This is a genomic window from Synechococcus sp. H70.2, from assembly GCF_047462275.1.
In the GTDB taxonomy this organism is placed as follows: domain Bacteria; phylum Cyanobacteriota; class Cyanobacteriia; order Thermostichales; family Thermostichaceae; genus Thermostichus.
This window is the reverse complement of record NZ_JANSIU010000001.1, coordinates 269903-282586: the sequence shown is the minus strand read 5'-3', so window position 1 is coordinate 282586 and position 12684 is coordinate 269903. Positions and strand designations below refer to the sequence as shown.

The following is a 12684-nucleotide window of genomic DNA, read 5'->3' as shown; positions in this document are numbered from 1 at the left end:
GGTTCAGGATCCCTCCACCAAGCTGGCATAGGCCTCGGCGCTCATCGTGTCCTCGAGATCCTCGGGGTTGGTCATGCGCACCTTGATCAGCCAGCCATCCCCATAGGGATCGTCGGCAATGCTCTCCGGGCTGTCCACCACCGCCTTGTTTACCGCCACCACTTCCCCCGAAACAGGGGCATAGAGATCCTCCACGGCCTTAACGGATTCCACTGAGCCAAAGCTCTCGCCCTTTTCAATCTCTGTCCCCTCCTCGGGCAGGCCGACAAAGACGATATCCCCCAGCTGATCGACGGCATAAGCGGTGATCCCAATCACCGCAATGTCATCCTCAACGCGAATGTACTCGTGGGTGTCCACGTAGCGCAGATGGGGTGGATACTCCAGGGCCATGCCGTTTCCCCCGCTCAATCCAGTCGACTATTCTAGGGCAACCCCAGAGCCTGGTAAAGCTCTCCCCAGGGGGGCTAAAGGAACTCCATCAGCAGCCGATTCACGGTTTGCGGCGCCTCCTGCTGCGCCCAATGGCCACACTCAGGGATGTACTCCTTGCGCAGGCCATTGGGGAAAAAGGGATCCATTCCCTCAGTCAGTTCACGGCTGAGGGCAAAGTCTTCCTCTCCCCAAATGAGTAGGGTGGGGGCGAGGATCTGCCGCAGGGGCTGCAAAAACAGGTTCTGCAGAGTGGGCAGGCTAAATAGGTGGCGATAGTAGTTGAGGGCAGAGGTGAGCACCTTAGGCTTGGCGAGGGCCTCTTGGTAGATCTTTAGGTCGTGGCGAGTGAAGGCGCTTTTGCGCACGGAGGTCTCTTGAAAAATACGCCGCACCCACTCCTCTAGGTTCCACTGCAGCACCCACTCCGGCAGCCAGGGCAACTGGAAGAAAAACAAGTACCAACTGCGGCGCATCTGATCCAAATTGGTCAGGAACTCCCGGCGAAAGCAAGCTGGGTGGGGAGAGTTGAGCACGGCCAGCTTGCGGATCTCATGGGGGAAAAGTTGCGCCCAGTGCCAAGCAATCGCTCCTCCCCAGTCGTGGGCCACCACCACCGCGCTTTTGACCCCAAAATGCGCCAGCAGGCCGCGGACATCCTCGGTGAGAGTATCCAGGTCGTAGCCGTAATCTGGCTTGTCGGAGTCGTTATAGCCGCGCAGATCAGGGGCCACGACGCGAAACCGCTGCGCCAACACCGGGATCTGGTGCCGCCAGGAATACCAAAACTCTGGGAAACCATGCAGCAGGATTGCCAGCTCCCCTTCCCCCTGGGTGACATAGTGCAGTTGAATGCCATTGGTCAGGGCATAGCCGTGCTGCCAGCTTCCTATCTTGGCAGCCACCTCAGCAGGAAGGCGTTGGATCCCTGCTTCTGTCATGTCGTCTGCTCTCAGGCCAAACCCATGATTTGGTATCCACTCATACTAACCTTTGTCGCTCTCCTGCTAGTGGGGAGTTCTTCGGAGGCGTCTGCAAAAGGCATCTTGGGAGAGAAGCGGCGGCTACAAAGGTCAGATGAGAACTAACACAACATCCCCCCAAAAGATCGCCATTCTAGGAGCGGGGGCCTGGGGAAGCACACTGGCTTTGCTAGCCCAGGCCCAGGGACACGGGGTGCAGGTTTGGGATCGGCGCCATGGCTGGAACCTCAAAGAGGTGCTCCAGGGATCCAACATTATTATTTCGGCCGTCTCCATGGCCGGAGTGCGTCCCGTGGCCGAGGCGGTGCGTCAGGTGGGGATCCCCCCCCAAGCCATTTTGGTCTCGGCCACCAAGGGGCTAGATCCCCTGCAGCTTTTGACGCCAGCCCAGATCTGGGCAGCCACCTTCCCCACTCAGCCGTTGGTGGTGCTCTCCGGGCCAAACCTGGCAGCTGAGATCCGCCAGGGTTTGCCGGCAGCCGCAGTGGTGGCCAGCCGCACTCCCGAGGCAGCGGTACAGGTGCAGCATGCCCTTGCCTGCGAGCGCTTTCGCCTCTACACCAGCAGCGATCCTCTGGGAGTGGAGCTAGGGGGCATCCTCAAGAACGTCATTGCCATTGCCGTGGGGGTGTGTGATGCGCTGCAACTGGGCACCAATGCTCGCTCTGCCCTGGTCACCCGCGGCTTGGCTGAAATGATCCGGGTGGGAGCCTGCTTGGGGGCCCGGCCTGAGACCTTCAACGGCCTCTCAGGATTGGGGGATCTGCTGGCCACCTGTCACAGTCCCTTGAGCCGCAACTACCGCGTAGGCTACGGCTTGGGTCAAGGCAAGCCTTTGTCCCAGGTTCTGGCGGAAATCGAGGGCACTGCCGAAGGGGTTTACACCGCTCCCGTCGTGGTCAAGATTGCCGCCCAGCACAACATCCGGGTGCCTATCACGCAGGAGGTGCATCTGTTGTTGCAAGGGCAGACCACCCCCCCTGCTGCCCTAGCTAGGCTGATGGAGCGACAGCTTACCTCAGAATAAGACCCTCACCCCCCGCTTCTCTCCCTGAGGTAGGCGGATGAGGAAAGGGGTTCTGCACCGTCTCAGGATTTTTGCAGAGGGCTGGGGTACCAAAATGAGCCATTTGGCGGAGTTTTTTTTGTAGCTTCCCCGTTCGTTCCTGCCTCAACTTGGCTCTCGTTTGCAAAGCCCCATGTCCAAACGCATCTTGGTGATTGAAGACGAACCCGCTATCCGCACCTATTTGCAGAAGGTGCTGCAGCGAGCTGGGTACGACACTGTTGCGGCTAGCAACGGGGAGGAAGGATTACAGCTGGTGCGCGCCCTCCTGCCCGACTTGGTCCTGTGCGATGTAGTCATGCCCAAGCTCAATGGCTATGCAGTGCTAGAAGCCGTGCGATGGGATCAAGCCACAGCCCACATTCCCTTCGTCTTTCTCTCCTCCAAAACTTCCCGGGAAGCTACGGAACAGGGGCGACAACTGGGTTCCAACGCCTACCTCACCAAGCCCATTGATCAAAGCCGGCTGCTGAGGACCATTGCTGCCCACCTAACCTCTAGGGGTTGCCCCTAGGAGTTTCAATCCCAGCCCTTCCCCCTGCGGCAGAGCACGGCTCGACAGGTCAAGAGGCTGGAGCACGGCCAATCGATAAAAAATTCTGGAGTAGCCGCGCCGCGAGGTCGGGGCGGGATCCCCAGTGGAGGTGCAGGTAGGAAGCATGTAGGCGCTCAGTGGCCCAGCCTTCCTGCTGGGGCGGGGATCCCCAGCTGTAGACGGGGTTTGGGCAGGCAGGGCTGCTGCGGGAGCGGTGAAACTCGTGTCCTCGCAGGCAATCCCCGGCCGCTGCCAGGAGGGTGGAGCGTAGAACGGTGGCCTCGCGATAGCCCAGACACAGCCGCTCCCCCATGTCCACGGTGATGGGCAGCAGGCCGGCCATGGGGTAGGTCTTTCCGTCCCAATCAGTGAGGGACTGTCCCAATACCATCAAGCCGCCGCATTCGGCATAGAGGGGGGGATGGGCGGGTGGCGGAGTTTGCTGGGCTATTTTTTCAGAGAGGGCGGCGGCAAACAGTTCTGGGAACCCGCCCCCCAAGAGCAGGCCATCGCAGGGATCCGGTGGCCACAGCCCGACTTCCAGGGGGGAGTACTCCAGGAGCTCCGCCCCCCAAGCCCGTAGGAGATCTAGGTTGTCGGCATAGTAGAAGTTAAAGGCGGCATCGCGGGCCACTGCCACCCGCACTGGCGTTGCCAGGGGATGAACCCCTGGCCAGAGCTCCCCCACTGCTGGCGGCAGGGAGCGGATTAGGGGCAGAAGCTGATCCCAATCTAGGTGGTGCTCTGCCAGCTCAGCCCAGGCCTCCTGCCAGCGGGGAAAGTCAGCCAGTTCCAAGACAGGCACCAGCCCTAGGTAGCGGCTGGGCAGGCGCAAGTCCTCGCGGCGAGGAAATTGCCCCAAAACCGGGATCCCCACGGCTGCCGCTGCCTGCTGTAACACCTGGCCATGGCCCTCTGAAGCCACCCGGTTGAAGATGACGCCGGCAATAGCCAGGCGGGGATCAAAGCGGCTCAGGCCGTAGAGCAAGGCGGCCACTGTCGTTCCCATGCCACTGCCGTCGATGACCAGCACCACTGGGATCCCCAGCAGGCGGGCCACATGGGCGCTACTGGCCCAGGAAGATCCAGGCCCTTGCCCATCGAAGAGACCCATCACGCCTTCTACAATCGCCCCATCTTTGTCCTGACAGTGGTAGCGAAAGCAGCGCTGCACAAAGCTCTCGTCGGTTAAAAAGGGATCCAGATTGCGAGAGGGGATCCCGGCCACTGCCGTGTGGAAGAGAGGATCGATGTAATCCGGCCCCACCTTAAAGGGCTGGATGCGCAGGCCCCGCCGCCGGAGTGCGGCCAGCAGAGCTAACGTGACGGTGGTCTTGCCGCTGCCGCTTGCCGCTGCTGCCAGCAGAATTGCCATCTGTCCAAGGGCTAGAACTCGATACCCCTTTGCGCCTTGATCCCTTGGTCGCGAAAGGGATGTTTGACCAAGGCCATTTCCGTTACTAGATCAGCCCGCTCAATTAGCCCTGCCGGCGCCCCTCGCCCAGTTAGGATCACGTGCACCCTTTCTGGTTTTTCGGCTAGGCCAGCCAACACCTGCTCCAGCGAGAGATACCCCAGCTGGAGGGCAACGTTGATTTCATCCAAAAGCACCAAGTGGTACTCGCCACTACCCAATAGCTCCCGCCCCTTTTCCCAGGCAGCCTGGGCGCAGGCAATGTCCCGCTCGCGATCCTGGGTTTCCCAGGTAAAGCCTTCCCCCATGGCATAAAAGGCAATCTTCCCTAAGTTCAGCTCGGGATGGGCAGCTAACTTGCGCAACAATTTGGCTTCACCTGGATCCCAGGCTCCTTTGATGAACTGCACCACCCCCACTGACAAGCCCTGGCCGAGGGCCCGAAAGACCGTACCAAAAGCCGCTGTGCTTTTGCCCTTGCCCTGACCTGTGTAGACAATAACTAAGCCTTTGTTGTCACGCATACCTGCCAGGCGCTGGCGCTGGATTTGCTGGCGGCGCTGCATCCTTTGCCGGTGTTGCCAGTTTCGCTCGGCCTCTCGTTCAGGGGTCGAGGGCGATGGGGAGGGGTGGGTCATGGTTACCGAGGGGGAACTTGCAGAAGCACTCCCGCAGGCCGAACCCTTCGCCCGGCCCACTGCCTCTCATCCTAATCCGGCTTCCAGCTTTTCGAATCTTCGAATCTTCGGACAGCTGTCGCCGCTGGGTTAGGATCCTAGCGGTTGGGCTCTGCTACTGCAGGGGCTCTGGGCTCATGAGGGAGCCGGCTGGTGCATTTCGAGATAGCCTGCTGCTGGGTTGCTTTGTCTGGGCGGTGCCCAGTTCTGCCCCGGATGCGAACTGGGCTGGGGGGATCCCGGCGCTGGGATTAGGGGTGGCCGTCGCTGCAGAGCGGCAGGCGCTTACCTGGTGCGGGTTTTGGGGGTGCTCTTTGGGCCTGGCTGCTGTCCACTGACTGGTGGCAAAAGCTGTTTGGCAAGCGGCTGATGCAAACCCTAGGAGGGGGGTGGGGGTATATTAGTTAGGGCTGGGCATTGCTTTGCTGCAGGGGGTGGGATTTCCTGCCTTCTGCGCCAGTGCCCCACCCAGAGGCAGGTTCTGCTGGCCTGCCTAGGTTTTCTGTTTTACTGCTTTCGAAGGAAAGGAGAGGTTCCTTGTCCAAGTCATTTCTGTTTTCCTCGGAGTCAGTGACGGAGGGGCACCCCGACAAAATCTGTGATCAGATCTCTGATGCCATTGTGGATGCCCTCTTGACGGCAGATCCCTCCAGCCGAGTGGCAGCAGAGGTAGTGGTGAGTACGGGCATGGTGATCCTCACCGGGGAAATCACCTCGCAAGCGCATGTCAATTTCACGCGCTTGGTGCGGGACAAACTGGCCGAAATTGGCTATACCGACGCCAGGAATGGCTTTTCCGCTGACAGCTGCGCGGTGCTGGTAGCTTTTGATGAGCAATCTCCCGATATTGCCCAAGGGGTGAACAGGGCCTTGGAAAGTCGCACCGCCTGCGAGGATGAATTCGACCTGCTTGGCGCCGGCGATCAAGGCTTGATGTTTGGTTTTGCCTGTGACGAGACCCCTGAGCTAATGCCACTGCCCATCAGCTTGGCCCACCGCCTCAGCCGCCAGTTGGCTATAGTTCGCAAGAACGGCACCCTGCCCTATCTGCGCCCTGACGGCAAGACGCAGGTAACGGTGGCCTATGAGGGGGGACGTCCAGTGGGCATCCACACCTTGCTCATCTCCACCCAGCACACGCCAACCATCGGCTCCATTACAGAAGAGGCGGCAGTGCAAGAGCGCATCCGTGCCGACCTCTGGGAGGCAGTAGTGAAGCCTGTGTTTGCTGAGCTGCCCATCAAACCCAATAGCAATACCCGCTTCCTCACCAACCCCACTGGCAAGTTTGTCATCGGCGGCCCGCAGGGGGATGCCGGCCTGACTGGGCGCAAGATTATCGTCGATACCTATGGGGGCTATGCCCGCCATGGCGGTGGCGCTTTCTCTGGCAAGGATCCCACCAAAGTGGATCGCAGCGCTGCCTATGCCGCCCGCTATGTGGCCAAGAATATCGTGGCTGCCGGCCTAGCCCAAAAATGCGAGGTGCAGGTCAGCTACGCCATTGGGGTGGCTCGGCCCATCAACCTGTTGGTGGAAACCTTTGGCACAGGGCGCATTCCTGACGAGGATCTGCTGCGGCTGGTCCAGCGCCACTTTGACCTGCGGCCAGCGGCCATTCTAGCTCACTTTCAACTGCAGGAGCTGCCCCGCCAGCGGGGGGGACGCTTCTATCAAAATGTGGCAGTTTACGGTCACTTCGGCCAAACCCATCTGGATCTGCCTTGGGAGCGCACCGACAAAGCTGCCCTACTGCGGGAGGAGGCTCTCTCCAGCTCAAGGTTTGTCCTGTCCTGAGCAAGAGGAGCAGGGTTCTTCTAGGGAGGCTGGGGTAGGAGTGGGAGAGTCGACAGGCTAGAGCTCAAAAGTCAGCAAGATCTCTGGCTCACAGGCAGGGGAGGAAAGTTGCAGCCGCTGGAGCAGGTAGCGGAGTTTGGGAGGAAGGTCCTGCAGCTCCGCCAACAACAGGTCAAGGGAAATAGCCGCTTCCTCTGCAAAGCGGGATCCCTTGCCAGCTGGAGTTGGAAGAGGTGAGGGAGGTGGCGCAAGGCAGCTGGTGGCCGTTGCCAGTAAGGAGCGGATCAGCTCCTCTTGTTCTCGCCACAGAGAGCGGCTCATTTCCGGAGGAAAGGTGAGGTAGGGAGCGCCGCGGCGCTGCCAGAGGCGGAGGATTTGTTCTACAGAGGTGGCCTTGTAGCGGCCCCGGTAGAGGGCTTCCAGCAAAGCGGCTGGGATCCAAGGGCCTGGGAACTGCTTGCTCCAGCGCTCCACCCACCTTTGGCTAGTTTGCCCCTCCAGCTCAAATCCATAGCGCTCCAAAAAGGTGGCGGAATCCATCGGCCCCTCCTAGCGCTAGGCAACTCCACCCAAAGCTAGCTCAGACCTAGCTAGGCAAAGGCTCCTCCCCAGCTGCCGCGGACCAGCCAACTGGCCCCAATCCTGCTGCTAGGCACAAGCTATAGCCTTCGCCGCCTTCAACACCAGCAAGTCTAAGGTGCCGGTGTTCTCTTCGCCGCGCCCATTAAACGTGGAGCGCACCAGCCACAGCCCCTGGCGCGCACGGCAGCAGAGGTTGAGCAGAGTGCGAGCTAGGATTTGCTGACGCGCCTCTCGATCCTGAGCCGTATCGAAAACTCCCCCCTTCCATTCCGGTGTCAGCACACGGCTGTTGTAGAGCCCGCGCCAGAGAGAGCGGGACCAGCGGGGGTTGGTGATGTCAAACCAAAACTGGTAATCAGCCTCCAAGCCGCGTTGGATGTAGGCCGCTGGCGTGGCCACCACCAGGTAGCGGGAGTAGTCGGGCTCAAAGCGACTGTTGCTGGGGCTTTGTCCCGAGCGAATCATGGCTAAAAAGGCAGGATCCTCTTCTGTAGGAAAGGCGCGGCGAAATCGCTGGGCTGCATCCGTCAGCAGCTGCAGTAGCTCTTGATCCTGAGGGGAAGCAGTGGTTAGGTGCTCGGCAAAAAAGCGCTGGAAGAAAGCGGCCAAGGAAGGCCCAGGCCGGTAGCTGCGCAGCCAGTCCAACAGCCTCTGGTAGCGCTCCAGGTTGGCAAAGCCCACCCGCTCTGGCTGGCGCACGGCAGTTCTAGGCCGCAGGGAACGTCCCACCGGATCTAGGGTATCTTCGGCCAACAGCGCTGCTCGAATGGGATCTAGGTCCAACACACTGCTAAGCAACAGCCGCCAGGCTGGCAAGGTGGGAAAGGCTCCCCACTGGGGATGGGCCACCTCTGCGGCCGTCAGGAGCGCCCGCACCAGGGGGTAGCGGATGAGAGCTGGGAAGGGGGCAATTGGCAAGATGGGGGCCTCCGGCAACTGCTCCTGGAGGCTTAGGCTGACCCCGGCATCCATGCAAGGCAGGAGGACAGCAAGGCGAAAGGCAGGAATTCCTGCATCCAGCAGTTGCCGGATTTGGGCAACCATGGCCTCTAGGGCTGCAAAGGGGGTTTCTCCCTCCAGCACCTCCACCCTCGGCAGCTTCCCTAGCGCTGGTTCTGGGAGGGGGGAGGAGAACTGGGGAGCCACAGCTCGCGCTATCTGCAGCCCCAAGCGGACCAGGCCGGCTGAACCGCAATAGCTCCCTTCTGTAAACCGAACCTGGGTGTTTTCCAGGAGGAAGCAGGCCACTGTTTCCGGGATCGCCGTCAAGGAGATCCCGCCGCCGAGAGTGTAGCTGAAGAATTGGCTCTGCAGGTGGGCTTGCCCCTGGCGATAGAACTCCAGTGCCACGCCGCAGCTGTCTTCTGCCTGATCCACGATTAGGTGATCCCACTCCTGCCAAAACTCCGCCAAGGGCAGGATGTGCTCCTGAAAGAGGCGGAGTTGCAGGCCAAAATCCAGGGATCCCAACTGCAGCCCTGCCTGCCATAGTTGCTCCACGCAGCAGCTTAGTGCTCCCAGGGCTTCTGCCCGTGCCGGATCCCTGTCTTCGGGCCAGGCCGCTGCTAGCCGGGATCCCACCGCTTCTGCTGTTAGGCCGGAAGCGCCGGCAATGTAGGCGGCGCTGCTAATTTGATCCCAAATCTGGAACTCGTCCAGCCCAAGATTGGCGAAGACCTCCCCATGCCGTGGGCACAAAGCACAGACTCGCCCACAGAGAAACTGGGTGAGATCCTTCGCTAGAGGCACGGGCTCAAACGAGCGCGGCAACTGGGGGACACGCGCACACACCTGCGGCCAGTACTCCGCCAAAGCCCGCCCCACCCGCTGCAAAAACGTCTCAATCCGCCACGGGCCCACCAAACCTGAGCTGAGGGCCTGGAGGCGCCGCAACACCTCTGCTCCCTGCCGCCGGCTGCGCACCAGAAACAAGATCCGCGCCGGATTGGCTCCGGCCTGCAGCAAATGCCAGTAGCGATCTACACAAGCCTGGGTCAGCCCGCTGCGCGCCCACCCCATCACACTCTGAAACTCTCTGTCTCCCCGAGCGGCTTTCCCAGTTGCTGAACCCATTTGTTAGCAAAACCTAGACAAACAACCCGTCACCTCACTATGATGTACTACTGTTGTCAATTGAATCCGCCCGCAGCAACAACGGTTCTCGGCAACTTAGCGTGCTGCTAAGCCAGATACTGCCTCTTTGCAGGTAAGTCTGAGCAGCCCCCAAAAGCAGTTTGGCGTCAAAGGGAATTAGGCAAAAAGCGCAGCGCCATTGGCGCTGGGAGACCTTAGGGGATACGACAACTCCCTCTCCATTGCTTTTTCGCCTGGGCAGGTTTCTGCCAGGGCGCCTACTGCCTGGACTTGGGTTAGGGAGCCAGTTGCAAGCTGTTAAAGCAACAGAGCAAGCCGCGCAGGCTTGAGAGGAGGTTTCTGTGGCGCTTGGCATCCTGGGAAGAAAAGTTGGCATGACCCAGATCTTCTCGCCGGAAGGGTTGGCCATTCCGGTGACCGTCGTGCAGGCTGGGCCTTGCACGGTAACCCAGATTAAAACCCAAGCCACGGATGGCTACAATGCCGTGCAGTTGGGCTACTGGCCCACCACTGAGAAGCACCTTACGCGAGCTCAGCGCGGCCACTTGAAAAAGGCAGGGGTGACGGAGCTGCTGCGTTACCTGCGCGAGTTCCGGGTTGACCAGCCAGAAGCCTACCAATTGGGGCAGAAGATTACCGTCGAGATCTTCTCTCCCGGCCAGTTGCTGGACGTGGCGGGTACCTCTATTGGACGGGGGTTTGCCGGCTACCAAAAGCGGCACCACTTTGGTCGGGGTCCCATGTCCCACGGCTCCAAGAACCACCGCCGACCTGGTTCCATTGGCGCCGGCACAAGGCCTGGCCGCGTGTTCCCAGGACTGCGCATGGCTGGTCGGATGGGCGGTTGCCGCGTCACGATTCGCAGGCTGGAGTTGGTGAAGGTGGATCCGGAGCGGAATCTGTTGGTGATCAAAGGCTCGGTCCCCGGCGTGGAGGGAGGGCTCCTGGAGATTACCCCTGCCAAACAGGTGGGCAGTAAACGCTAGAGGAGGGATCCCTGGCAAACCGGCATCGGCAAAGACGAGGGAACCATGGCAAGTTGTGTGGTGAAAAATTGGCAAGGGGAAACAGTGGGCAGCGCGGAGCTAAGCCTCAAGGTGGCCCGCCCCGAGACGGCTGTCCACGTTCTCTATCTGGCTCTGCGCCGTCAGATGACCAACGCTCGCCAGGGCAATGCCCACACCAAGACGCGGGCTGAAGTGCGCGGTGGCGGTCGCAAGCCCTGGAGGCAAAAGGGCACTGGGCGGGCTCGCGCTGGTTCTATTCGCTCTCCTCTTTGGCGTAAGGGGGGGGTGGTCTTCGGCCCCCGCAAGCGGGAGTACAACCTGGCCATGAACCGCAAAGAGCGGCGGCTAGCGCTACGTACTGCTCTGCAAAGCCGAGCGGAGGACCTGATTGTAGTGGAAGATTTCCAGGACCAGCTCAACCCGCCCAAGACCCGCGTGATGGCCCAAGCCCTGCTGCGCTGGGGAGTGAGAGAGGATCAGTCGGCTCTGCTGATTGTTGCCGAGCGCTCGGAAGTGGTGGAGCGAGCTGTGCGCAACATCGCCCGTGTCAAGCTGATTGGCCTGGATCAGCTCAATGTCTTTGATCTGCTCAATGTCGATTGGGTGCTGATGACAACCTCTGCCCTCGAGAAGCTCAAGGCCCGCTGGGGAGCTCCAGCCCAAGCTGAACTCAGCGAGGAACAAGCTCAGGTTCTGGATCGAGAAAACGGGCAGGTCGAGCCAGGAGCAGCTTCTAGCAACGAGCAAGCTCCCCAGGCTGTGCACCCAACTCCCCCAGCCGCAGAGCCCCTTGCCCCAGCCGTAGAGGAAGCCGAAGCAGTGGCAGCAGAGGAGGAGGACAATGACGGAGAGCAAGCGAATTCTGGCTGATGTTCTGTTACGCCCTGTCATCACCGAAAAGACAACGGCTTTGATGGAGCAGCGCAAATACGTCTTTGAAGTCATGCCCAACGCCACCAAACCGCTCATCCGGGCTGCCGTTGAGGAAATGTTTGGAGTACGGGTGACTTCTGTCAACACCCTGAAGCTGCCCCGTAAGCAGCGGCGGGTAGGTCGTTTTGTCGGCTACCGCAGCCGTCCCAAGCGAGCGGTGGTAACCTTGGCCGAAGGCGATTCCATTGTCCTCTTCCCTGAAACCTAAGACTACTGGTCAAGCCATGGGTATTCGCACGTTCCGACCCTACACCCCCAGCGCCCGCCACATGACAGTCTCCAACTTTGAGGAGCTGTCGCGGGACGAAAATGGCAAGCGACCCCGACCGGAGAAGTCGCTGCTGCAGTTTATCCACCGCAAGAAGGGCCGCAACAACCGTGGCGTCATCACCTGCCGCCACCGGGGAGGTGGCCACAAGCGGCTCTACCGCATCATTGACTTCCGCCGCGACAAGCGGGGGATCCCGGCCACGGTCAAGACCATTGAGTACGACCCCAACCGCAGCGCCCGCATCTGCTTGGTGGAGTACGCCGATGGCGAGAAGCGCTACATCCTTGCCCCTCGCAACATTCAGGTGGGAGCCACGATCATGGCCGGGCCTGACGCTCCCTTTGAGGTGGGCAACGCCATGCCGCTGGAGCGGATCCCCCTAGGGACGATAGTTCACAACGTCGAGCTCTACCCCGGTCGCGGCGGACAAATTGTTCGCGCTGCCGGAGCCGGCGCCCAAGTGGTGGCCAAAGAGGGCAAGTACGTCTCCCTAAAGCTGCCCTCGGGTGAGGTTCGCATGATCCGAGGGGAGTGCTACGCCACCATTGGCCAAGTGGGCAATGTGGACCACAACAACATTAGCCTTGGCAAAGCGGGGCGCAGCCGCTGGCTGGGTCGACGCCCCCACGTGCGGGGCTCGGCAATGAACCCTGTCGATCACCCCCACGGCGGTGGGGAAGGCAAAGCTCCCATTGGTCGCAGCACCCCTGTTACCCCCTGGGGTAAGCCCACCTTGGGGTACAAAACCCGCAAACGCAACAAACCCAGCAACAAGTTTATCGTGCGCGGTCGCCGTCGGGGTGGCCAGCGGGACAAGGGCGGGATGGCCCCGCAATAGGTTTGGCCTCTGCCGCTTACTCTAGCCTAAACCCAGTTGCCAGAGGGGTGAATTT

Annotated in this window: 12 protein-coding genes and 1 pseudogene; 7 read left to right on the top strand and 6 right to left on the bottom strand. The window is 60.7% G+C overall.

Translation table 11 applies throughout. The features are described 5' to 3' along the window. Positions 1 to 3 precede the first annotated feature (3 nt). On the bottom strand, positions 4 to 393 hold the full coding sequence (gene gcvH / locus NW822_RS01440; RefSeq protein ID WP_414359227.1) for a glycine cleavage system protein GcvH: 390 nt from the start codon (positions 391 to 393) through the stop codon (positions 4 to 6). A 74-nt stretch (positions 394 to 467) separates the two neighbouring features. Continuing rightward, positions 468 to 1373, bottom strand: coding sequence for an alpha/beta fold hydrolase (locus tag NW822_RS01435; RefSeq protein ID WP_414359228.1), 906 nt, complete (start codon positions 1371 to 1373; stop codon positions 468 to 470). 136 nt (positions 1374 to 1509) lie between these two features. Here NW822_RS01435 and NW822_RS01430 point away from each other — a divergent pair, with 136 nt between their 5' ends. Both NW822_RS01430 and NW822_RS01425 read left to right on the top strand, forming a co-directional pair. Continuing rightward, the gene (locus tag NW822_RS01430; RefSeq protein ID WP_414403269.1) at positions 1510 to 2442 is read left to right on the top strand and encodes an NAD(P)H-dependent glycerol-3-phosphate dehydrogenase; all 933 of its coding nucleotides are present in this window, start codon (positions 1510 to 1512) and stop codon (positions 2440 to 2442) included. A 172-nt stretch (positions 2443 to 2614) separates the two neighbouring features. Beyond that, positions 2615 to 2995 (top strand): response regulator, encoded by a 381-nt coding sequence (locus tag NW822_RS01425; protein ID WP_414403268.1) that lies wholly within the window; start codon positions 2615 to 2617, stop codon positions 2993 to 2995. Positions 2996 to 3044: 49 nt separating this feature from the next. Here NW822_RS01425 and NW822_RS01420 read toward each other — a convergent pair whose 3' ends face one another. Then, the gene (locus NW822_RS01420; RefSeq protein WP_414403267.1) at positions 3045 to 4391 is read right to left on the bottom strand and encodes a cobyrinate a,c-diamide synthase; all 1347 of its coding nucleotides are present in this window, start codon (positions 4389 to 4391) and stop codon (positions 3045 to 3047) included. Between the two features lie 11 nt (positions 4392 to 4402). After that, the gene (gene cobO / locus NW822_RS01415; RefSeq protein ID WP_414359235.1) at positions 4403 to 5068 is read right to left on the bottom strand and encodes a cob(I)yrinic acid a,c-diamide adenosyltransferase; all 666 of its coding nucleotides are present in this window, start codon (positions 5066 to 5068) and stop codon (positions 4403 to 4405) included. 576 nt (positions 5069 to 5644) lie between these two features. Here cobO and metK point away from each other — a divergent pair. Further along, the gene (metK, locus tag NW822_RS01410) at positions 5645 to 6904 is read left to right on the top strand and encodes a methionine adenosyltransferase (protein WP_414403266.1); all 1260 of its coding nucleotides are present in this window, start codon (positions 5645 to 5647) and stop codon (positions 6902 to 6904) included. Between the two features lie 57 nt (positions 6905 to 6961). Here metK and NW822_RS01405 read toward each other — a convergent pair whose 3' ends face one another. Together NW822_RS01405 and NW822_RS01400 are read right to left on the bottom strand one after the other, a co-directional pair. Further along, a complete protein-coding gene (locus tag NW822_RS01405; RefSeq protein WP_414403265.1) occupies positions 6962 to 7444 on the bottom strand; it encodes a hypothetical protein in 483 nt (160 codons plus the stop codon). A gap of 108 nt (positions 7445 to 7552) precedes the next feature. Next, complete coding sequence (locus NW822_RS01400) at positions 7553 to 9559, bottom strand: hypothetical protein (RefSeq protein ID WP_414403264.1); 2007 nt, start codon at positions 9557 to 9559, stop codon at positions 7553 to 7555. A 362-nt stretch (positions 9560 to 9921) separates the two neighbouring features. Here NW822_RS01400 and rplC point away from each other — a divergent pair, with 362 nt between their 5' ends. The 4 genes and pseudogenes from rplC (at position 9922) to rplB (ending at position 12629) form a co-directional block, all read left to right on the top strand. Next, positions 9922 to 10566: a 50S ribosomal protein L3 gene (gene rplC / locus NW822_RS01395; RefSeq protein ID WP_414403263.1), complete on the top strand. Its 645-nt coding sequence runs from the start codon at positions 9922 to 9924 to the stop codon at positions 10564 to 10566. A 45-nt stretch (positions 10567 to 10611) separates the two neighbouring features. Continuing rightward, positions 10612 to 11238, top strand: a pseudogene (rplD, locus tag NW822_RS01390) (50S ribosomal protein L4); the annotation flags it as partial. Between the two features lie 190 nt (positions 11239 to 11428). Next, positions 11429 to 11728: a 50S ribosomal protein L23 gene (locus tag NW822_RS01385; protein ID WP_414359244.1), complete on the top strand. Its 300-nt coding sequence runs from the start codon at positions 11429 to 11431 to the stop codon at positions 11726 to 11728. 16 nt (positions 11729 to 11744) lie between these two features. Further along, positions 11745 to 12629, top strand: coding sequence for a 50S ribosomal protein L2 (gene rplB, locus NW822_RS01380; RefSeq protein ID WP_414359246.1), 885 nt, complete (start codon positions 11745 to 11747; stop codon positions 12627 to 12629). Positions 12630 to 12684: the final 55 nt, after the last annotated feature.